This is a genomic window from Ruegeria sp. CE12 (assembly GCF_056537525.1).
Genome location: NZ_JBQFRS010000012.1, coordinates 94310 through 115353, shown reverse-complemented (window position 1 = coordinate 115353; position 21044 = coordinate 94310). Strand labels below are relative to the sequence as shown.

Annotated in this window: 19 protein-coding genes; 5 read left to right on the top strand and 14 right to left on the bottom strand. The window is 56.7% G+C overall.

Annotated features, from left to right (window positions below; all coding sequences use genetic code 11):
• Nucleotides 1–52 precede the first annotated feature (52 nt).
• Both ACR0IO_RS20615 and ACR0IO_RS20610 read right to left on the bottom strand, forming a co-directional pair.
• Nucleotides 53–1717 carry an ABC transporter permease gene (locus tag ACR0IO_RS20615; RefSeq protein WP_480744258.1) on the bottom strand — a complete coding sequence of 555 codons (1665 nt, stop codon included), beginning with the start codon at nt 1715–1717 and terminating at the stop codon, nt 53–55.
• A gap of 80 nt (nt 1718–1797) precedes the next feature.
• Complete coding sequence (locus tag ACR0IO_RS20610) at nt 1798–2109, bottom strand: YciI family protein (RefSeq protein WP_480744256.1); 312 nt, start codon at nt 2107–2109, stop codon at nt 1798–1800.
• A gap of 85 nt (nt 2110–2194) precedes the next feature.
• On the opposite strand from ACR0IO_RS20610, the gene ACR0IO_RS20605 reads away from it, so the two are divergent.
• A complete protein-coding gene (locus ACR0IO_RS20605; RefSeq protein WP_480744254.1) occupies nt 2195–3100 on the top strand; it encodes a LysR family transcriptional regulator in 906 nt (301 codons plus the stop codon).
• Here ACR0IO_RS20605 and ACR0IO_RS20600 read toward each other — a convergent pair.
• The 9 genes from ACR0IO_RS20600 to ACR0IO_RS20560 form a co-directional block, all read right to left on the bottom strand.
• On the bottom strand, nt 3091–4308 hold the full coding sequence (locus ACR0IO_RS20600) for a phenylacetate--CoA ligase family protein (protein WP_480744250.1): 1218 nt from the start codon (nt 4306–4308) through the stop codon (nt 3091–3093). The genes ACR0IO_RS20605 and ACR0IO_RS20600 overlap by 10 nt on opposite strands.
• Nucleotides 4309–4327: 19 nt before the next feature.
• A complete protein-coding gene (locus tag ACR0IO_RS20595) occupies nt 4328–5161 on the bottom strand; it encodes an ABC transporter ATP-binding protein (protein WP_155144248.1) in 834 nt (277 codons plus the stop codon).
• A 114-nt stretch (nt 5162–5275) separates the two neighbouring features.
• The gene (locus tag ACR0IO_RS20590; protein ID WP_170335686.1) at nt 5276–6559 is read right to left on the bottom strand and encodes an ABC transporter substrate-binding protein; all 1284 of its coding nucleotides are present in this window, start codon (nt 6557–6559) and stop codon (nt 5276–5278) included.
• A 75-nt stretch (nt 6560–6634) separates the two neighbouring features.
• On the bottom strand, nt 6635–7711 hold the full coding sequence (locus tag ACR0IO_RS20585) for a branched-chain amino acid ABC transporter permease (protein WP_170335688.1): 1077 nt from the start codon (nt 7709–7711) through the stop codon (nt 6635–6637).
• A 3-nt stretch (nt 7712–7714) separates the two neighbouring features.
• On the bottom strand, nt 7715–7972 hold the full coding sequence (locus ACR0IO_RS20580; protein ID WP_155144243.1) for a hypothetical protein: 258 nt from the start codon (nt 7970–7972) through the stop codon (nt 7715–7717).
• Nucleotides 7969–8223 (bottom strand): hypothetical protein, encoded by a 255-nt coding sequence (locus tag ACR0IO_RS20575; protein WP_480744245.1) that lies wholly within the window; start codon nt 8221–8223, stop codon nt 7969–7971. Before ACR0IO_RS20575 ends, ACR0IO_RS20580 begins: the two co-directional genes overlap by 4 nt.
• A complete protein-coding gene (locus ACR0IO_RS20570) occupies nt 8224–9210 on the bottom strand; it encodes a branched-chain amino acid ABC transporter permease (RefSeq protein WP_155144239.1) in 987 nt (328 codons plus the stop codon).
• Nucleotides 9211–9239: 29 nt separating this feature from the next.
• Entirely contained in the window at nt 9240–10058 is an 819-nt protein-coding gene (locus tag ACR0IO_RS20565) for an ABC transporter ATP-binding protein (RefSeq protein WP_480744242.1), read from the bottom strand.
• Nucleotides 10059–10136: 78 nt separating this feature from the next.
• Complete coding sequence (locus ACR0IO_RS20560) at nt 10137–12080, bottom strand: AMP-binding protein (protein WP_196223427.1); 1944 nt, start codon at nt 12078–12080, stop codon at nt 10137–10139.
• 494 nt (nt 12081–12574) lie between these two features.
• Here ACR0IO_RS20560 and ACR0IO_RS20555 point away from each other — a divergent pair, with 494 nt between their 5' ends.
• Nucleotides 12575–12949 (top strand): hypothetical protein, encoded by a 375-nt coding sequence (locus ACR0IO_RS20555; protein WP_480744238.1) that lies wholly within the window; start codon nt 12575–12577, stop codon nt 12947–12949.
• Nucleotides 12950–13081: 132 nt separating this feature from the next.
• On the opposite strand, the gene mutT is transcribed toward ACR0IO_RS20555, so the two are convergent.
• The 3 genes from mutT to ACR0IO_RS20540 are packed head-to-tail and all read right to left on the bottom strand — an operon-like array spanning nt 13082 to nt 15557.
• Nucleotides 13082–13480: an 8-oxo-dGTP diphosphatase MutT gene (gene mutT / locus ACR0IO_RS20550; protein ID WP_368669716.1), complete on the bottom strand. Its 399-nt coding sequence runs from the start codon at nt 13478–13480 to the stop codon at nt 13082–13084.
• Entirely contained in the window at nt 13477–14703 is a 1227-nt protein-coding gene (argJ, locus tag ACR0IO_RS20545) for a bifunctional glutamate N-acetyltransferase/amino-acid acetyltransferase ArgJ (RefSeq protein WP_480744236.1), read from the bottom strand. The genes mutT and argJ overlap by 4 nt, the downstream gene beginning before the upstream one ends.
• Before the next feature lie 5 nt (nt 14704–14708).
• Nucleotides 14709–15557: a peptidylprolyl isomerase gene (locus tag ACR0IO_RS20540; protein ID WP_480744234.1), complete on the bottom strand. Its 849-nt coding sequence runs from the start codon at nt 15555–15557 to the stop codon at nt 14709–14711.
• Between the two features lie 176 nt (nt 15558–15733).
• Between ACR0IO_RS20540 and secA the strand changes: the two genes are divergently transcribed.
• The 3 genes from secA to ACR0IO_RS20525 all read left to right on the top strand — a co-directional run bounded on the left by secA (nt 15734) and on the right by ACR0IO_RS20525 (nt 21044).
• On the top strand, nt 15734–18439 hold the full coding sequence (gene secA, locus ACR0IO_RS20535; RefSeq protein ID WP_480744232.1) for a preprotein translocase subunit SecA: 2706 nt from the start codon (nt 15734–15736) through the stop codon (nt 18437–18439).
• A gap of 100 nt (nt 18440–18539) precedes the next feature.
• On the top strand, nt 18540–19463 hold the full coding sequence (locus ACR0IO_RS20530; RefSeq protein ID WP_480744230.1) for a hypothetical protein: 924 nt from the start codon (nt 18540–18542) through the stop codon (nt 19461–19463).
• Nucleotides 19464–19487: 24 nt separating this feature from the next.
• The gene (locus tag ACR0IO_RS20525; protein WP_480744228.1) at nt 19488–21044 is read left to right on the top strand and encodes a phosphate ABC transporter substrate-binding/OmpA family protein; all 1557 of its coding nucleotides are present in this window, start codon (nt 19488–19490) and stop codon (nt 21042–21044) included.

The following is a 21044-nucleotide window of genomic DNA, read 5'->3' as shown; positions in this document are numbered from 1 at the left end:
TAAATCAAGCCTGTCACAAATTGGTGTGGCATTTTTGAAGCGCCTGTCCCTTTCACCTGCGTCCAACCTGACGGCAAATCAGGATGACCGGCAACAGACCAACGGCAAGAATAACCAGTGACGGAACAGCCGCCCCTTCAAGCCTCTCATCCGAAGCCAAACGGTAGGCCTGTACCGCCAGTGTATCAAAGTTGAAGGGCCGCATGATCAGGGTCGCGGGCAGTTCCTTCATCACGTCAACAAAGACAATCAGCAATGCCGTCAGCAATGATGGTGTGAGGATTGGCAGGTGAATCCTTCGCAGCGTTCCCAAGGGTGATTGCCCCAAAGAGCGCGCTGCCGCATCCATGTTTGCATGCACAGTGCTCTGACCACCTTCGTACGCGCTGAGAGCTGCTGCCAGAAACCGCACCATATAGGCAGCCACAAGCAGCCAGATTGAACCAGTGACCAACAAACCGGTCGATATATCGAACGTGGCCCGCATCCAGGCATCGAGCGCATTGTCGAAGCTCGCGAATGGCACCATTAATCCAACAGCGATCACACCGCCGGGTACAGCGTATCCCAATCGGGCGATGTAAGCCGCTGCGGATGACCCTTTTCCTGGCCTGAGGCGTTGAAAGAAACCAATGCAGATTGCGGCGCATACGGTGACCACTGCAGCTGTGCCCGCAAGGGTGAGTGAGTTTCTGATGAAGCCGAGATAGCGCTTTGACAGCAGGTTCTGCTCAGATTCCAATCCCATTTCGATCAGAATGACTACTGGCAACAGAAACCCGAGCAGTACCGGCATCACACATAACACAAACGCGAATACGGCCTTCAAGCCCTTCAGGTGCACTGTGGGTTGGGACGCGTGCTGTTTGCCGGTTTGATAGTACTTTGCTTTGCCGCGCTGCATCCTCTCGGAAACGGCCATGACCAATGCAAAACCCAAAAGGCAAAGGGCAAGCTGTGCTGCAGCGGCGCGATCTGCCATCGAAAACCAGCTGGTATAAATACCGGTGGCAAAGGTCTGAACGCCGAAATAGGACACGGTTCCGAAATCTGCGATGGTCTCCATCACCGCCAACAAGACGCCACCTGCAATGGCAGGCCGTGCCATGGGCAGCGAGACGCGGCGGAACGCCTGCCACGGGTTGTTGCCCAGCGCTCGCGCAGCCAGAAAGGCTGTCGCGCTTTGCTGCAAAAAAGCGGCGCGGGCCAATAGATAGACATAGGGGTAAAGAACGAGGATCAGCATCACTGCCGCACCCTCGGTCGAGCGGATTTCAGGGAACCAATAGTCGCGCGGCCCCCAGCCCATCACTTGTCTGAGCGTTGTTTGAACAATGCCCGGATGATCGAGGATAAAAGTATAGGCGTAGGCAAGCACATACGCGGGAAAGGCCAGAGGCAATACCAATGCGATTTCCAGAAAGCGAACACCGGGAAAACGTGTCATCGTCACCAGCCACGCCGCACCAACACCGATCGCAAATGTGCCTGCTGCAACCAGCACAACAAGAATTACCGTCGTCATCGCATAGCGGGGCATAACTGTTGCCATCAAATGCGAGACGGTGTCGGTACCACCCGTCACCGCCGCAAGCACGACGGCAACCATCGGCAACAGGCACGCGGCTGCAACCAGAAAGGCAAGCGCGCCCAACAACCGGGTACCCCGAGCGCCGCGATTGCGCGATCCGTTTTCTGAATAATCGATCTGGGCCATGCTTCCGGTTCACTTTGGCGCAAGCGCCTTGCTAAGCCTTATTCGACCAATTTCGTCAGAATTTCCAGCGCCAATACGTCTCAGGAACCATCTTGGGTCCTGAGTTGCCCAGGATTGGCAAAGACGACATTCCAGCGCAAAACCTGATGGGACAGCCGTAAACCGGTGGGCCAGAACGGATCTTCACGTATCATCCGCTCTACCTCATTCGGATTGGGTTCATTGACCAGCCACAATCCTCCGGCACTTTCTCCGGTAGTGTTGAAGAGTGGCCCGGCGGCTGCAATCCGATCCCGGTTGGCCTGCAGGAAATCCAGATGGCTTGCCATGTGTGTCTGACGAAGGCCCGGATCGGCTGAAGGGTTATCCTTGAACAGGATGATATGTGTCATGCTCTTTCTCCAGTGTGGACCTAAACAGTCTGCACCCGCTGTTCTGCCGGTTGAATGCACATAACTGCTGATCTAACCTGCAAAAATGCAGGACATGAATTGGGATGATCTTCGCTATCTGATCGCGCTCTATCGTCAGGGCAGTTTTGCTGCCGCCTCACGCGAACTGGGACAGGATGAAACCACGATCGCGCGGAGAATTCGCAGGCTGGAAACGTCTCTGTCCGCACACCTCTTGCTCCGCGATAATAACGGGCGGCAGCGCCTGACGGAATTAGGTCAAAAACTGGTGGCGCGCGCGCTGCGCATGGAAACCGAAACCCGCCAAATGACTGAGATCCTTGGCGCAGATCGCGGCATGATTACCGGCACTGTGCGCCTTACAGCAGTTCCCGTTGTCACTGATCGAATACTTACGCAGGCCTTTGTCGGGTTCCAGAACCTCCACCCTGCAATCACCATCGAGCTAATCCCCGAGAGCCGAAATCTGAGTCTAACCACTCGTGAGGCGGATCTGGCGCTACGTCTGGGGCCGCCAAAAACCGGAGGATCAGATATCCTGGCGCAACGGATCGGCTGGCTGGAATTCGGATTGTACCAAAGCGCTGCCAAGTCACTCCAAACCGACGCTCAGAGCAGATGGATTATGTATGAGCCGTCTCATGCACATCTCGAGCAATCGAACTGGATGCTTGGACAGTCCGATCTCAAGTCAGCCTCGGGTCTGAAGGTGGCGGATCTGAATACTGCAATCGAAGCTGTTGCAAATGGGTTGGGTCAAAGCCTGTTACCGATCGCCGCCTGTAAAACCGATATCCGATTGCGAAGGATCAAGGCGATGGGCAGTCAGGACTTGCCCAAGCGCCCGGTCTGGTTGCTGTCTCACAAACATCAATCACATTTGCACGCCATCCAAGCGGTAAAACACTGGCTGTCGCAACTTGACTGGGGCGGACTTTCTCCGCCACCAGTCAAAGCCAATCATTCGTAGACGCGCTGATCCTCGATCACCAAACCGTCCTTTGGCAATGTTCCGGGTTCCACGACCTCGATCGCGCCTTTGAGTTTCAGCACTTCGACCACTGATTTGGCGTATACCATATCGTCGCCGCCCGCGCTTTCGATCTGAACGGTCATCGTATCCATTTCGCCCTGACGCGCGGCAATGACGCGAGCCTTGACGATCTCGTCATGCTTGTCGACCAGCGCGGCTACTTGCTCAGGACGAACAAACATACCTTTGATCTTGGTGGTCTGATCGGCGCGCCCCATCCAACCCTTGATCCGCATATTGGTCCGACCGCAAGGTGACACACCCGGCATGATTGCGGACAGATCGCCGGTGGCGAAACGGATCAGCGGATAGTCGGGATTCAGGGAGGTCACCACAACCTCACCCACCTCACCTTCCGCCACCGGCGTCCCGGTGCCCGGAGTGACGATCTCAACGATCACATGTTCGTCGATGATCATCCCCTCCATCGCGGCGCTTTCGTAAGCGATGTTGCCCAGATCAGCGGTCGCGTAGCATTGAAGACAGGAGATTCCCCTGTCGGCATAGTCCTGGCGCAGACTGGGGAACAGCGCCCCGCCGCCCACGATTGCCTTTGAAAAGCTGAGCGTTACGCCCATCTCGTCGGCCTTATCCAGGATCACCTTCAAGTAATCTGGTGTGCCCGCATAAGCGGTGCAGCCAATATCACGGGCAGCTGTGACCTGCAGTTCAGTCTGTCCGGTTCCAGCGGGCAGAACGGCGGCTCCCACCGCTCGCGCGCCGTTTTCAAAGATCATGCCAGCTGGTGTCAGGTGATATCCAAAGCAGTTCTGCACGATATCGCCCGGCCCCACGCCTGCCGCATGAACAAACCGTCCCATCCGCCACCAGTCGTGATCCGTACTGCCCGGCTCATAGATCGGACCCGGGGATTGAAACACATGGTGGAAATGCCGCGCTGGCTTCACGGTAAAGCCACCAAACGGTGGGCGCGTTGCCTGCGCTTTGGTCAGGTCGGACTTCCGCAATACAGGCAATTTCGGCAGATCGGCCACCGAGGTGACTGCATCGGTATCCACCCCCGCAAAATGGGTTGCAAAGCCAGGTGCGGATTTCGCCCTTTCGATCTGAATGCGCAATGCCTGAGCCTGATCGGCAGCACGCTGATCTGCGGTTCGGGTTTCGAGTGCGTCGAAATAGGTCATCGCCAGATCCTCCATCCGCTCACAGCCACCTCTTGCGGCGGCGATATGAACGCACGTCGCGGAAACTCTTACGCCCCTCTTCGGACATGCCGAGGTAAAACTCTTTCACGTCGGGGTTCTCGCGCAGCTCGGCAGCCGGGCCATCCATCACCACCCGACCGGATTCCAGAATATAGCCGTAATGCGCGAACCTCAGAGCCACGTTGGTGTTCTGTTCAGCCAGCAGGAAAGACACGCCTTCCTGTTCGTTCAGATCTTTCACAATGCCAAAGATCTCTTCGACCAACTGTGGCGCCAGACCCATCGAAGGCTCGTCCAGCAGGATCGTTTCGGGGCGCGACATCAATGCGCGACCCATCGCAACCATCTGCTGTTCACCACCCGAGGTATAACCCGCCTGCGAGCGGCGGCGTTCCTTAAGGCGCGGAAAATAATTGTAGACCAGTTCAAGGTCCTGCTGGATCGCTGCTTTGCCATCCTTGCGGGTATAGGCGCCGGTCAGCAGGTTTTCCTCGACCGTCAGGTGTTCGAAGCAGTGTCGACCCTCCATCACCTGAATGACACCCTTTTCCACCAGATCGGCCGGATCGCTTTCGTGCACACTCTGACCGCGATACTTGATAGTGCCTTTGGTGACCTCGCCGCGCTCTGAATGCAGCAGGTTCGAGACCGCCTTGAGCGTAGTTGTCTTGCCAGCACCGTTGCCACCCAGAAGGGCCGTGATGCCGCCCTTGGGAACTGTCAGGCTGACGCCCTTGAGCACGAGGATGACGTGGTTGTAGATCACCTCGATATTGTTGACCTCAAGCAGGGTTTCCGCCTGCACGTCAGTGGTTTGTGCTGCATCCAGCATCAGCGCATGTCCTCGTGCCTGTCCCGGTATCCGGGCTGGTTAGGGGGTGGAACGGCGGGCGGGCCGCCGCTCCGAAATATGGCAGTCCCGGATTGGCTCCGGGACGGACCTGTCTTATTCGCAGCGTGGTGAGATGTTGTTCTCAGCCGCATACGCGCCCGAGTCTTCATCGATCAGCGTTGCGATCACTTCTGTGTCGGTCGGTTTAAAGTCCTGAACATTGTTCCAGGTCTTCGCCGATGCATCCCACTGCACGACGCCAACCAGGCCCGGGCCACCGTGGTTTTCACAGGTCACGGTAAACTCGGGACCAAAGCCTGACATGCCCAACGCTTCCATCTTGGCATTGGTCATTTCCAGCGCTTCCATGCCATCACGCATCATCGCCGCGTCGATATCGGCAGTGCCATGCATTTCCTGCGCGGTTTTCGCGGCTTCGGCAGCCAGCATCGCAGCATAAAGACCGCGGTTGTACTGAACTGTGCCCAGCTGATCACCCGCACCTGCGGCCTTGCCGGAATCGACAACATATTTCTTCAGATCATCATAGACCGGATAGTCGGCTCCCAGACCGGTAAAGGTCAGTGCTTTGTAGCCATTGGCCTTTTCGCCAGCAGGTTCCACGTCAAACTCAGCACCGGACCACCAGACGCCAATGAAGTTCTCCATTGGGAATCGGATGTTGGCAGCCTCTTGCACGGCGACCTGGTTCATTACGCCCCAGCCCCACATGACAACATAATCCGGCTTTTCACGGCGGATCTGCAGCCATTGCGACTTCTGCTCCTGGCCCGGGTGGTCAACCGGCAGCAGGGTCAGCTCGTAACCATGCTTTTCCGCCAGCGTTTCCAGCGTGCGGATCGGTTCCTTGCCGTAAGCAGAATTGTGATAGACCAGCGCGATTTTTTTGCCGCTCAGATCACCATTGTTGACGTCCAGCAGGTGGTTGATCGCACCCGAGGCACCGTTCCAGTAGTTGGCAGGATAGTTGAATACGTTGCTGAACACTTTGCCGTTCGCAGCCGAGGTACGACCATAACCCATCGTGTGCAGTGGGATTCCGTCTGCGGTCACTTTGGGGATCAGCTGATAGGTAATACCAGTCGAAAGCGGCTGATAAACCAGAGCGCCTTCACCCTTGGTGGATTCATAGCACTCCACACCTTTTTCGGTGTTATAGCCGGTTTCACATTCAATCACCTTGGCAGCGACGCCGCCGATGCCGCCATCACGCTCGTTCAGCAGGGTGAAATAGTCAGCGTAGCCATCGGCGAACGGGATGCCACCCGCTGCGTAAGGCCCGGTCCGGTAGCTGAGCGATGGGAACACGAGGTCGGCCATTGCCGGCCCTGCTGCCATCAGGGCGCCCAGCGCCACGGTTGCCAGTTTCTTGTTCATCGGGTGTCTCCTCCCTTGATTGATCCGATGTTGGTTACGGGCTTTGCACCCTTTCTTTAGTTGGGCCCGCCCCGTTTAGTGGGGGAAAGGCCAGAGTCTGAGTTTCTCTTTGGCCACACGCCATAGCTGCGCCAGACCGTGTGGTTCGAGGATCAGGAACATGATGATCAGGGCCCCGACGATCACCAACTGCAGATGTGCGACGATATCTGTGGGCCAGCCCAGTACATCAACGCCCACGACCTTAAGAACCACTGGTAGCAGCACAAGGAAGGCCGCACCGGCAAAGGATCCGAAGATCGAGCCAAGACCGCCGATGATCACCATGAACAGCACCAGGAACGATTTCTGGATACCGAACACTTCGCCAACCTCGACCGCGCCCAGATAGACGGCAAAGAACAAAGCACCCGCGATACCGACAAAGAACGAACTGACGGCAAAGGCCGACAGCTTGGCCCTCAGCGGGTTCACCCCGATAATCTCGGCCGCAATGTCCATGTCGCGGATCGCCATCCAGGTACGTCCGGTGGTGCCACGCGTCATGTTGCGCGCGATGATGGCGCACAGGGTCAGGAAAATCAGGCAGAACAGATAGGTTGCCCAGGCCGGAGCGTTCGGACCGGTAATGATGATGCCGAACACGTCACGCTCGGGTGCGTTGATCTGGCCCGAGGCCGAGTAGTTGTAGAACCACGGCACGCGATTGAAGAGCCAAACCAGAAAGAACTGCGCCGCAAGTGTCGCAACCGCCAGATAGAAGCCCTTGATGCGCAACGATGGCAGGCCAAACAGAACGCCGACAATCGCCGTGATGCCGCCCGCAAGCAGCACATGGATAAACATGCTGACATCCGGAAACGCTGTCATCAGCTTGTAGCAGGCATAGGCCCCCACAGCCATGAATCCGCCGGTACCCAGGCTGACCTGACCGCAATAACCAACCAGAATGTTCAGCCCGATTGCAGCGATGGCATAGATCAGGAAGGGCAGCAGCAGAGCATTGGCCCAATAGTCGTTGATGATGAACGGAATGATCCCGAACGCCACTGCCAGCACAGCATAATAGCGATACCGGTCAAACTTGATCGGGAAAGTCTGGCTGTCGTCCCTGTAAGAGACTTTGAAATCTCCGGCCTCACGATAGAACATGTCTTACTTTCCCCATTCTTCCTGCGCCCGATTGCGGGCTTCGGCGTCCAGTTGGTTGGATCCCTTGGCGTATCCGCTCGCCTCTGAGGCGCGCACCAGTTTCAGATAGGCCAGAACCCCCATGATCAGCCCGGCAAAAGCCAGGATCGCGGCGATCGTCAATTGACTGTCGGTCAGATCATCCGAGGTCAGGGCAATGTAGCCAAAGGCCCAGAACCCTGCCCATGCGATCACGTTGATGATGGCGATCAGCTTGGTCATGCCGGAGCACCTCTGCTTCTCACGTTCATCCAATGCACGACCGCAGCGATTGCGGCGTAAAAGAACAGTGAGTCAAAAGCCCGCAGATATGCCGTGTAAATCAGCATTCTCAGCTGCCACTCAGTTTCTCCATAAAGCTGAGGACCTGCCCCGGCTAATCGCACTTCGAAACACTCGCCCAATGTTCGAGCGACCCCGTAGGCCAGCAAGACAATCGGCAGTGTTTTGAAGAGGTGTTCCAGCTTATCCATCTAAACTCTCTCGATAATTTTTTCACCGAAGAGACCTTGGGGCCGGAACACCAGGAAGATCAGCGCCAGAACATAAGCGAACCAGTTCTCAGTCGCGCCACCCACCAGCGGGCCGATTGCAAACTCGAACAGTTTCTCGCCCACACCGATGATCAGTCCACCGACGATGGCGCCGGGGATCGAAGTAAACCCGCCCAGCATCAGCACTGGCAGCGCCTTGAGCGCAATCAGCGACAGCGAGAACTGAACGCCCGACTTGGTGCCCCACATGATGCCTGCGACCAGAGCCACAAACCCGGCGACCGACCAGACCATGATCCAGATGAAGTTCAGCGAAATGCCAACCGACAGCGCCGCTTGGTGGTCATCCGCCACCGCACGCATCGCCCGGCCCTGCTTGGTGTATTGGCTGAACGCGACCAGAGCGGCCACCAGCAGTGCTGCGATGATCGTCGCGACGATATCCAGATTGTCGATGAAGAAGCCGTAGCCAAAGATATTGAACGTGGTCTCGTCGATCCACAGGTTGATGCCCTGCGGCAGACCCACATCCAGCGTCTTGATCTCGGACCCCCACATCAGGTCGGCGACACCTTCAAGGAAATAGGCCAGACCGATGGTCGCCATGAACAGAATAATCGGCTCCTGACCAACCAGATGACGCATCACAAAGCGCTGCACGGCCCAGGCCAGCAGCACCATGACCGCCATCGTCAGAATGATCGCCAGCAACGCCGGTACGTTCCAACCAAAATAGTGGACATGAGTGCCAAGGATCGCGTTGATCAGATGCGCAAACGGTACCTGCCCGTTCATGATGCCAACCAGTGTCATGGCGGCGAACAGGGCCATAACACCCTGTGCATAATTAAAAATCCCCGACGCCTTGTAGATCAGTACAAAGCCCAGCGCGACCAGCGCATAAAGCACCCCGGCCATCAGACCGTTGAGGATGACTTCCATCGCAAATACGAGTTGTTCAGGCATGTCAGCCCCTCCCCAATTCTGTCCGGCCTTTAGTCATGGCTGACCCCCAGATAGGCGTCGATGACCTCCTGATTGCTGCGCACCTCATCCGGCGTGCCGTCACCAATCTTCTTGCCGTAATCCATCACGACAACACGGTCGCTCAGGTCCATCACCACGCCCATGTCGTGCTCGATCAGAGCAATGGTGGTTCCAAACTCGTCATTCACGTCGAGGATAAAGCGGCTCATGTCCTCTTTCTCTTCGACGTTCATGCCAGCCATTGGTTCATCCAGCAGCAGCAGCTTGGGTTCCGCCGCCAGCGCGCGTGCCAGTTCGACCCGCTTCTTGAGACCGTAAGGCAGCCGCGAGACCGGCGTTTTTCGGATGTGCTGGATTTCGAGGAAATCGATGATCTTCTCGACGGCTTCACGGTTCGCAACCTCTTCCGCCTCGGCTTTGCCCTTCCACATGGCCTGCTGAAAGATGTTGGTCTTCATGAAGTTCAGCCGACCGGTCATCACGTTGTCCAAAACGCTCATGCCTTCAAACAAAGCGATATTCTGGAACGTCCGTGCAATGCCCTGCCGGGCCACTTCATAGGGGCGCATCGGCGGGCGCTTTGATCCGTGGAACCAGACCTCGCCCTCCTGCGGGACATAAAATCCCGAGATCACGTTCAGCATTGAGGACTTGCCAGCCCCGTTCGGCCCAATGATGGCGCGAATCTCACCCTCGCGAATGTCGAACGAGATATCCTTGATCGCCACCACACCGCCAAAGCGCAGAGTGATGTTTTTCATCTCCATCACCACGCCGCCGATCTTGCGGCCGTCTTCGGTGACATATCCTTCGGAGTTATCCAGCATCAGTCACTCCCTGACTTACGCAAAAACGGGACGGTGGGCGGGGTGATGACCGCAGGTCGAGCGGCGCATGACCGGCCCTCATTCCGCGGCCACCTTGTGCTGAACAACCGGAACAACCGGTGCATCTACAATCTCAAGCTTAGCGCTGATTGAGCCCTTGCGCCCATCTTCATAGGTGACTTCGGTTGTTGTCGAGATCGTCTCGGACCCATCATAAAGCGCGTCGATGATGTCCTGGAACTTCTCCTCGACAAACCGACGACGCACCTTGCGGGTCCGGGTCATCTCACCATCGTCAGCATCCAACTCTTTGTGCAGCACAACGAAGCGGTGGACCTGACAACCCGACAGCATCTCATCTGCGGCAACGGATTTGTTCACCGCTTCAACATGGCTGCGAATCGTCTCTAACACACGGGGATGTCCCGCCAATTCCTGATAAGACGCATAGGCCACATTGTTACGCTCGGCCCAGTTACCAACCGCGGTCAGGTCGATATTGATGAAGGCCACACAGCGGTCCTTGCCGTTGCCAAACAGCACGACCTCAAGAATGTCGGGATAGAACTTCAGCTTGTTCTCGACGTATTTCGGCGCGAACATTGAGCCATCGGCCATTTTGCCAACATCCTTGGCGCGGTCGATGATCCGCAAATGGCCCGAGCTTTCCTCGATGAATCCGGCATCGCCAGTCGCCACCCAACCTTCGGCATCTTTGGTCGAGGCCGTTGAATCCGGGTTATTGTAGTACTCGACGAAAACGCCGGGCGAACGGTAGTGAATCTCGCCACTGTCATCGATTTTCAACTCTACATCGGGTGCGGGAACGCCAACCGTGTCGGCCCGCACTTCTCCATCCGGTTGCACTGTGATGAAAACGGTGGCTTCGGTCTGGCCGTAAAGCTGCTTCAGGTTGATGCCCAGTGAGCGGTAGAAATCAAAAATCTCGGGCCCAATCGCCTCGCCCGCGGTATAGCCTACACGGAACCGACCATAACCCAGCGTATCCTTAAGCGGCCCATAGACCAGCAGATTGCCCAGCGCGTATTTCAGCTTGTCGCCAAAGCCTACTGGTTTGCCGTCCAGCAGCAGGCCACCAACTTTCTTGGCATGGGCCATGAAGTGGTGGAACATGCGCTGCTTCAGCTTGCCCGCGTCCTCCATCCGGATCATCACATTGGTCAGCTGGGTCTCGAACACACGCGGCGGAGCGAAGAAATAGGTGGGGCCGATCTCGCGCAGGTCAGTCATCATCGTGTCAGCGCTTTCGGGGCAGTTCACGCAGAAGCCGCACCAATAAGCCTGCCCGATGGAGAAGATGAAATCACCTACCCATGCCATCGGCAGATAGGACAGGATGTCTTCGTTCCGGGTCAGATGATCAAAATCGGCCGAGTTCTTGGCGCTTTCGATCACATTGCGGTTCGACAGAACCACGCCCTTGGGCTTGCCCGTGGTGCCCGAGGTGTAAAGCATCACGCAGGTGTCGTCATAGGTGATCTCAGCGATGCGCTTGTCCAGTTCGGCGTCAAACCGGGCATGACCGGCGCTGCCTTCGGCCATGATATCCTCAAGCGCGTTCATCTGGGAATGATCGTATTTCCGCATCCCGCGCTTGTCAGTGTAGAGGATGTGTTTGACCTGATGCAGGTTTTCCTGAATCTCGATGACCTTGTCGACTTGCTCCTGATCACCGCAGACCACGTATTTTGCACCACAGTGTTCCAGCACATAGGCCATCTCTTCGGCAACCGAGTCCTGATAGAGCGGCACCGGAACCGCGCCTACCATCTGCGCCGCGACCATCGACCAGTAATGCGCGGGGCGGTTGCGCCCAATCACTGCGATATGGTCGCCCTTCTCAACACCGAGTTCCAGATAACCAAGGGCAATCGCACGGATTTCCCGAGCCGCTTCGGCCCAGGTCCAGCATTGCCAGATACCGAATTCCTTTTCCCGATAGGCCGGGGCGTCCCCGAACTGGGTGACATTGCGGTGTAGAAGCGCCGGAAGGGAGGTCATCCCCTCGGCGCCCGACTGCGTCTGAGCCAATCTCTTTTCTCCTCCCCATCCGACCCCTCCTCCGGGCCGGAAACGGCGGACCCGAGGATCAACCCCGGACGCCAATGCCCCGATTAGGGACATGGACACGATCAGCGTCAACTTTTTCCTGATGTTTTCTCAATTCTTACGAATTGTAACAGAGATACAGAGGCCGTCTTATGAATTGTACAAGATGTACAACCCATATGATTAGAGTGCTTGGCCGCCTGATAAATCGTGAGGACTGATTGCATCTTGTTCACTGAGATATGAAGAGAAAAGTCGGGCATCGATACGAAGTGTCGAGAATTGGAGTTTGGGCCTGTTTTGCAAACTCGTTGTCCTGCCACCCCTCTTGCGACAAGAGTTCTCTTTGGAAGGCCGTCAAATAAATGGCGCGAAGCAGTCCAAAAAACGGCCTGTTCGAGCCTCAATAGCAAGAAGCTAGTTCAAAAAAAATGTTAGAGAGCCACATGTCATCCAAAACAAAGCCCACAATTATTTGGGCGCTATATGCCGCAAGCCTCGTCGCGCTTTTGACCTCATTCATTGCAGTTAGTTTAGCTTATTCTTGGCGCAAGACTGATCCAGGTTACAAAGTTGTTTACGACCAGCAAATTCGCAGGTTCTGGATCGCTGGCGTTGGCTGGGCTTTGGGGCTCCTGGTGTTCGTATTCGCGGCATTTACTGACAGTAGTCCTGCTGGGTCGGGCATACCCCTATTGGGCAACATAGGGTTACTGATTATTGTTGCAACGCAGCTTTGGTTCGCCTTATCGGCAATGATTTCGATATTCTTAATACCTCAATCATCGTACTCTGGAAAAGCGCCACAAACATTCGCGTGATCAAACACTGAATGAATTTTCCATCCAATCAAGGCGGGCAAACCAATTCAAGGAAACATGCAGGATCGGGTTTGTAGCCCACCGCATGTTGTTACTCAGACAGATTCCCGAAAGGCCCGCCCCAACCCAAGCCTACAACCAATCCCGCAAAATCGGGATCAGTGGCACGTCAGCAGCAGGCATGGGATAATTCCGCAACTCATTCGCACGCGCCCATTTGAGTGCCTGCCCTTCCTTGGATTGCGGAATACCCTCCCACTTGCGGCAGGCAAACAGCGGCATCAGCAAGTGAAAATCGTCATAGCTGTGGCTGGCGAAGGTCAGCGGGGCGAGGCATGAGGCCCAGGTATCGATGCCCAGTTCCTCATGCAATTCGCGGACCAGCGCGGCCTCGGGCGTTTCGCCGGGTTCGATCTTGCCACCGGGGAACTCCCACAGGCCAGCCATGGATTTACCTTCCGGGCGCTGCGCCAGCAGCACCCGGCCCTCGATATCGATCAGCGCGACCGCAGAAACAAGAACTGTCTTCACGACCGGTAATCCGCGTTGATTTCGATGTAACCGTGGGTCAGGTCGCAGGTCCAGACAGTGGATTCTCCGTCCCCCAAACCTAGATCAACGGTGATCATCAGGTTCTGGCCCTTCATGTATTCTGCGGCATCTTCCTCACGATAATCAGGGCTGACCCACCCCTTTTCGGCCACCAGAATGTCACCGAACGAAATGCTCAGCAGATCGCGGTCGGCTGCAGCCCCCGATTTACCGATTGCCATGACCACCCGACCCCAGTTCGGATCTTCACCTGCGATTGCGGTCTTGACCAGTGGAGAGTTCGCGATCGCCAGCCCATGCACTTTTGCATCAGCGCTCGAGACTGCTCCTGTTACCCGGATTTCCACGAACTTTGTTGCACCTTCACCGTCGCGCACCACCTGCTGGGCCAAATCCAGCATGACGCCTTCCAATGCATCGGCGAAATCGGCGTTGTCTGTTGCATCAACACCCGACGCACCGGTCGCACACAGCAACAGGCTGTCCGAGGTCGATGTATCGCTGTCTACAGTGATGCAGTTGAACGTCCGATCCGTCTGGGCGCCCAGCATGGCCTGAAGTGCCGATTGATCAACTTTGGCATCCGTGAAGATGTAAACCAGCATCGTTGCCATATCCGGCGCGATCATGCCGGAACCCTTGGCAATCCCCGAAATAGAGACTGTTTTGCCCTCTATCTCGACTTGTGCGCTGGCGCCTTTCGGGAAGGTATCCGTTGTCATGATTGCACGAGCAGCGTCTTCGAGCTTGTCATCTTGCAGGGCGCCGTTCAGCACATCCAGCTGCGCCACAATGCGTTCATGTGGCAGCGGCTCGCCGATCACCCCGGTGGATGAGGTGAATACGCGATCCACAGCCACGCCAGTAACCGAAGACACGGCCTGAGTCACTTCAGCGACAGAGCTCTGACCGTAATGCCCTGTGAACGCATTGGCGTTGCCCGAATTCACAAGGATCGCCGCTGGCCCCTCGCTGGGGCCGCCGATCTTTTCCTGACAATCCAGCACCGGAGCAGCCCGGGTCGCTGATCGGGTAAACACACCGGCCACCGATGTGCCCGGGTCCATGACCGCCAGCATGACATCCGTGCGGCCCTGATAGCGCACACCTGCCTCGACAGTGGCAAAGCGCACGCCGTCAATAACCGGCAATTCGGGGAAAGCCGCTGGTGCAAGCGGTGAAACCTTGGTGATCGTGGCCACGAGAGTTACTCCTGAATCAGGTCCAGCTGGCGAATGACCTCGGGGCCAGTGCCTTCAAGAGCGGGGCGTTCAATCTGTGCCTGCTGGGTCAATTCGTCGATCCGGGCCTGAATTGCATCCTGACGAATGGTCTGGGCAAGCTCTTCGCGAACCACCGCCAGTTCAGGAGCTTCGGACTTTCGCTTGTCATTCAGTTTGACGACATGCCAGCCGAATTGAGTCTGAACGGGGTCGGATACATTGTCTTTCTCCAACGCAACCACGGCCTGTTCGAATTCCGGAACCATCTGTCCCTTACCGAACCAACCCAGAGAACCGCCGTTGGGGCCGGAAGGACCTGTGGATTTTTCCTTTGCCAGTTCAGCAAAATCGGCACCGTCGTCCAATTGCGACTTGAGCTCTTTCGCCTCTTCTTCGGTTTCTACCAAAATATGGCTTGCGTTGAACTCATCCTCACCCTCGAAATCAGCGAACTGTGCGTCATAGGCCGCCTGGATCGCCTCATCGGTCACGGTAGCCTCGGTAACCTCGTTGACGGTCTGAACGGCCCGAAGCGAACGTGTTTCGTTTTCCAGCGCCAGTTCGTTCAGGGCCGACAGGCCATCCTGCTGCTGGCCCAGCAACTGCTGTTGCACCAGCTGTTCCAGGATGAACTCGTAGAGCACATCGTCTTCCAGTTGCTGATACTGCGGCGGCAGAGCGGCAGCGGTGGCGATGACGTGACCCAGTGTGATTTCATCACCGTTGACCCGTGCCACGACGGTGTCCACATCAGGCTTGGTTTCGGCGGCAACAGGCAGTGCCATCACAGCAGCGAGAGCGAGCGATGGCAAAAAAGTGAGGCCTTTTGGCATTGAATCATCCTATTTTCTTGCCGCGACAGGGCGTGGCGTTGACACTCTGGAACCTGCCGCTTACATCGCCTTGAAGCCTTGGACAGGGCCGCCTTTCACCCCCCGTATCTATGGGTTGCGCGCAAGGTGGGCAAGCCTGTCGCAACCAAGACAAGAACAGATCCGCTGGAGTGAACATGCTGGGACTCGGAACGCTCGCCAAAAAGGTGTTCGGAACACCGAACGACCGCAAGATCAAGGCGACCCGCCCCCTGATCGAAAAGATCAACGCGCTGGAGCCCGAGTTCGAGAAACTGTCCGACGAGGGCCTGATCGAAAAGACCGAAGAGCTGCGCAAGCGTGCGCTGGACGGCGAGAGCCTGGACGCTCTGCTGCCCGAAGCCTTTGCCAACGTCCGCGAGGGTGCAAAGCGAGCGCTGGGCCTGCGCGCCTTTGATGTGCAGCTGATGGGCGGTACCTTCCTGCATCAGGGCAACATCTCGGAAATGAAAACGGGTGAGGGCAAGACGCTTGTCGCCACCTTCCCCGCCTATCTGAATGCGCTGACGGGCAAGGGTGTGCACGTGGTGACGGTCAATGAATACCTGGCCAAGCGTGACTCGGAATGGATGGGCAAGGTGTTTGCCGCCGTAGGTATGACCACCGGTGTGATCTGGTCGGGCCAGCCTGACGCCGAAAAGAAGGCTGCATACGCGTGTGACGTCACCTATGCGACCAACAACGAGCTGGGTTTTGACTATCTGCGCGATAACATGAAGGCGGATCTGGCCGAGATCTACCAAAAGTACCACAACTTCGCGATCGTGGACGAGGTGGACTCGATCCTGATCGATGAAGCGCGGACACCGCTGATCATCTCGGGCCCGTCGCAGGACCGTTCGGACCTTTACACGGCCATCGACGCCCTGATCCCCTTGCTTCAGGATGATCATTTCACGCTGGACGAAAAATCCCGCAACGTGACCTTCACCGACGAAGGCAACGAATTCCTCGAACAGCAATTGCTGGATGCGGGACTGCTGCCCGAAGGCCATTCGCTGTATGATCCCGAAAGCACAACTGTTGTGCACCACGTCAACCAGGGCCTGCGCGCGCACAAGATGTTCCAGCGCGACAAGGATTACATCGTGCGCGATGGGAACGTCATTCTGATTGACGAATTCACTGGTCGCATGATGCCGGGCCGCCGCCTGTCCGAGGGCTTGCATCAGGCGATCGAGGCCAAGGAAGGCGTGCAGATTCAGCCCGAAAACGTGACACTGGCCAGCGTGACGTTTCAGAACTACTTCCGCCTCTACGATAAACTGGGCGGCATGACAGGCACCGCGCTGACCGAGGCAGAAGAGTTTGCCGAAATCTACGGTCTGGGCGTAGTCGAGGTTCCGACCAACAAACCAATCGCGCGTGAAGACCGAAACGATCAGGTGTATCGTACCGCTGCCGAAAAATACGATGCGATGATCAAGCAAACCAAGAAAGCCTCTGAAAAAGGGCAGCCGGTATTGCTGGGTACAACATCAATCGAAAAATCCGAGCTGCTGAGTCAATTGCTGGTCAAGGAAGGCATCGAGCACAACGTTCTGAACGCCCGCCAGCACGAGCAGGAAGCGCAGATTGTGGCAGATGCCGGTCGACTAGGTGCGGTTACTATCGCGACCAACATGGCCGGTCGCGGAACCGACATTCAGCTGGGCGGCAATGTGGAAATGAAAGTCCTGCAGGCGTTGGCCGAAAATCCGGATGCAGATCCGGCGGAACTGCGCGCCCAGGAAGAAGCCCGCCACGCAGAAGAAAAGCAAAAAGTACTGGAGGCCGGTGGCCTCTACGTCATGGCCTCGGAACGTCACGAAAGCCGCCGGATCGACAACCAGCTGCGTGGCCGCTCGGGCCGTCAGGGCGACCCCGGCCGCACCATCTTTTATCTGAGCCTCGAAGATGACCTGATGCGTATCTTCGGCTCAGAACGTCTGGACAAGGTCCTGACCACCTTGGGCATGAAAGAGGGCGAAGCGATCATTCACCCATGGGTGAACAAGTCGCTTGAGCGCGCTCAGGCCAAGGTCGAAGGTCGCAACTTTGACATGCGTAAGAACGTTCTGAAATTCGACGATGTCATGAACGACCAGCGGAAGGTGATCTTTAACCAGCGCCGCGAGATCATGTCAGCAGACGATCTGTCGGATATCGCATCGGATATGCGCGAACAGGTGATCGACGACCTGATCGATCAATACATGCCGCCAAAGACCTATGCGGATCAGTGGGATACTGACGGTCTGCATGAGGCGATCAAAGACAAGCTGAACATGGATGTCCCGGTTCAGGACTGGGCCGCCGAAGAAGGTGTTGATGACGAAGAAATTCGCGAACGCCTCATCAAGACCACTGACGATATGATGGCGCAAAAAGCCGTCGCTTTCGGCCCGGAAAACATGCGCAACATCGAAAAACAAGTGTTGCTGCAGACCATTGACGGCAAATGGCGCGAGCATCTGCTGACGCTCGAGCATCTGCGCTCGGTTGTTGGATTCCGCGGTTACGCTCAGCGTGATCCACTGAATGAGTACAAGACCGAAAGCTTCCAGCTGTTTGAATCGATGCTGGAGGGCCTACGGGAAACCGTGACCCAGCAACTGGCCCGTGTTCGCCCGCTGTCCGAAGAAGAACAGCGCGAAATGATGGCTCAGATGGCGGCACAGCAGGCGCAGATCAAAGAGGCTACCGATCAGGCCGAAGCCGTGGCCGAGGCCGAAGCCTCGGGTGATCCGCGTCCCGGTTTTGTCGAAGATGACCCTGAAACCTGGGGTAACCCGTCACGCAATGACAAATGTCCCTGCGGTTCGGGTAAGAAGTTCAAACACTGCCACGGCCGTTTGACCTGACGTCACCCAACCTCGGACACAATGACTCCGCGTCGCGGCCACATATTGGCCGCGATTGTTAATGAAATTGCGACTCGCTCCTTCAACTGGGGAGGGTGTCTTGTTTGTCATTAAGAACTACGTGACCACCTGTGGCACAGTGGCCTGTGCTCTTGCGATTGGTTACCTGATGCAGAACGGTCCGAACGCGCAACACAAAGGCGCGACCATTCAACATGCCTCCGTGACAAACGAAAGTTCTGTAATCCCCGGACTCGAAAGTGTTGTTCTGACCTCTTCTTCACCGGCAGACACTGAGAGTTCAGTGACATCCCCGGCAAACCGAACATTTCGCGCCAAGCCTACAGACCCTCAACAGCAGGTAGACTGTAATCTGAGCGCACGCGCAGTCGCCGCACCACAGGCCGCTGCTCGATTGACCTTAAAGGCCCCCTGTAAGCCCAGCCAGAATGTCGAGCTTCACCACAGCGGAATGACGTTCACAGCCAGGACAGATGAGGACGGCCGTATTGACCTGACCATCCCGGTGCTTTCCGAATATGCGATTTTCCTGATTTCCTTCGAGGACAATGCCGGAACAGTCGCGACAACCCACGTCCCGGATTTCGCGGCATACAACCGCGTTGCCCTGCAATGGCGGGGAAACACCGAGCTTCAGTTACATGCACTTGAGTTTGGCGCAAGCTATGGCGAGGCCGGGCATGTATGGGCGAACCCGCAAGCTCAGGGTGTGGGCAACGTGGTTCACTTGGGCGTCGCAGGCTCAGAAAGTGCACACAATGTCGAACTATACACCTTTCCTGCCGGTCAAACGGATCAGAACGGTGAGATCGCACTGACCGTCGAAGCAGAAGTGACAGAGGCAAATTGCGGGCGTGAACTGAGCGTTCAATCGCTGGAAATCCGCGCGGATCGCCGTCTGCGGTCGCGTGACCTGACACTGCCGATGCCGGATTGTTCCGCAGACCAGAATTTTCTGGTGTTGAATAATCTGTTCGAAGACCTGACAATCGCGGCAAAGTAACCGCAGGCAGTTTAACGGTCCCCTATGTATTTTCTTCGCGCGGCAACTACGATGTTGTCGTTTTTTGCAGGTGCTGCAGGTGTCGCGGCGCAGGACATTACCCTGACCTCACACGACGGTAAGGTCGAGGTCACAGGCAATCTGTTAAGCTATGATGGCGAGTTTTATCGCGTTGATACGCAATTTGGCGAGCTGACCGTGGATGGATCCGGGGTCACCTGTGATGGTCTCGCCTGTCCCAATCTCATCGATTTCGTTGCTGAAGTCAGTTTTTCGGGTTCCTCGGTCATAGCTGACGCTCTGATGCCTGCCTTGATCGAAGGCTTTGCCCGACAAGAAGGTCTGGAGACGAACCGCACGGATTTAGAGGAAGGTCTATTTGTCTACGCACTGCAACAGCCGGGGCGTCAGGCACCGCTGGGTCGCCTGACATTTCACGCTGGAAACACCGCGCGAGGTTTCGCTGACCTGATCGGGGATGAGGCTGACATCGTCATGGCCTTGCGCGAAATCCGCCCTGAGGAAAATGAAGCAGCTCAAGAGGTTGGGATTGGTGATCTGACCCGGCCTCGCCGTTCGCGGGTTCTGGCGCTGGATGCCATGGTCCCTGTTGTATCAAGGGAAAATCCGATCCGTCAGATTCTGCCAAGCGATCTGGCACGGGTCTTTGCAGGTGAGATCACAAACTGGGCAGAACTGGGCGGGCCGGATGCGCCGATTGCGTTGCATCTGCCGGATGCGGGTGGTGGACTTGCGCAGGCCGCAGAAGATTTGCTGTTAGTCTCTGCCGATGCGCCGCCTGAGGTGGTTATCGAACGGCACGCCCGCAGTAGCGATCTGGTGAAAGCCGTAGCAGATGACCCCTTTGCCATTGGTGTAGCCAGTCACGCCGGGGTTGGTCCGGCGCAAGCTTTACCTTTATCTGGTGGCTGCGGATACGCTCTGACGGCAACACGGCAATCGATCAAAACCGAGGATTATCCTCTGACGTCACCGATGTTCATGTATTTGCCGCAGCGCCGGCTGCCAAAGATTGTCCGGCAGTTTCTGGCCTACACTCAAAGCGCCGAGGCGCAGATGGTGATCCGGCAAGCCGGGTTTGTTGATCAGTCACCCGAAACGATCCGCATCGGATTGCAAGGGGATCGGTTAGCAAACGCCATCACCGCTGGCGGGGCCGAAGTGGGCATGGAAGAGCTGCAGCGGATGATCGAAACGCTAAGGCCCTTGTCGCGCCTTTCGCTATCCTTTCGGTTCGAAACGGGTTCATCCCGACCCGATGCACAATCACGCTCGAACATTCAGCACCTCGCGCAGGCGCTTGAAAGCGGGACGTTTGATGCGCGCAAGCTGATCTTTGTGGGTTTCAGTGACGGGGACGGTGCGGCCTCGGCCAATGCACGCATCGCGCTTCGCCGCGCTCAGACCGTGCGGAATGCGGTACTGAATGCCGTTGAAACTGCAGTTCCGGAAAGTGTCGAAATCGATGTCGAAGGGTTCGGCGAAGCCATGCCGATGGCCTGCGATGACACGGATTGGGGCCGGAAGGTCAATCGCAGGGTCGAGATCTGGGTCGAGTGA

Bases quoted from the DNA above. Each gene is read 5' to 3' on its own strand.
- ACR0IO_RS20610 (WP_480744256.1), bottom strand. From the start codon at position 2,109: ATGACACATATCATCCTGTTCAAGGATAACCCTTCAGCCGATCCGGGC.
- ACR0IO_RS20525 (WP_480744228.1), top strand. From the start codon at position 19,488: ATGTATTTTCTTCGCGCGGCAACTACGATGTTGTCGTTTTTTGCAGGT.
- ACR0IO_RS20600 (WP_480744250.1), bottom strand. From the start codon at position 4,308: ATGACCTATTTCGACGCACTCGAAACCCGAACCGCAGATCAGCGTGCT.
- ACR0IO_RS20605 (WP_480744254.1), top strand. From the start codon at position 2,195: ATGCAGGACATGAATTGGGATGATCTTCGCTATCTGATCGCGCTCTAT.
- ACR0IO_RS20575 (WP_480744245.1), bottom strand. From the start codon at position 8,223: ATGGATAAGCTGGAACACCTCTTCAAAACACTGCCGATTGTCTTGCTG.
- ACR0IO_RS20565 (WP_480744242.1), bottom strand. From the start codon at position 10,058: ATGCTGGATAACTCCGAAGGATATGTCACCGAAGACGGCCGCAAGATC.
- ACR0IO_RS20590 (WP_170335686.1), bottom strand. From the start codon at position 6,559: ATGAACAAGAAACTGGCAACCGTGGCGCTGGGCGCCCTGATGGCAGCA.
- ACR0IO_RS20560 (WP_196223427.1), bottom strand. From the start codon at position 12,080: ATGACCTCCCTTCCGGCGCTTCTACACCGCAATGTCACCCAGTTCGGG.
- ACR0IO_RS20595 (WP_155144248.1), bottom strand. From the start codon at position 5,161: ATGCTGGATGCAGCACAAACCACTGACGTGCAGGCGGAAACCCTGCTT.
- ACR0IO_RS20555 (WP_480744238.1), top strand. From the start codon at position 12,575: ATGTCATCCAAAACAAAGCCCACAATTATTTGGGCGCTATATGCCGCA.
- secA (WP_480744232.1), top strand. From the start codon at position 15,734: ATGCTGGGACTCGGAACGCTCGCCAAAAAGGTGTTCGGAACACCGAAC.
- ACR0IO_RS20540 (WP_480744234.1), bottom strand. From the start codon at position 15,557: ATGCCAAAAGGCCTCACTTTTTTGCCATCGCTCGCTCTCGCTGCTGTG.
- ACR0IO_RS20585 (WP_170335688.1), bottom strand. From the start codon at position 7,711: ATGTTCTATCGTGAGGCCGGAGATTTCAAAGTCTCTTACAGGGACGAC.
- ACR0IO_RS20570 (WP_155144239.1), bottom strand. From the start codon at position 9,210: ATGCCTGAACAACTCGTATTTGCGATGGAAGTCATCCTCAACGGTCTG.
- ACR0IO_RS20580 (WP_155144243.1), bottom strand. From the start codon at position 7,972: ATGACCAAGCTGATCGCCATCATCAACGTGATCGCATGGGCAGGGTTC.
- ACR0IO_RS20615 (WP_480744258.1), bottom strand. From the start codon at position 1,717: ATGGCCCAGATCGATTATTCAGAAAACGGATCGCGCAATCGCGGCGCT.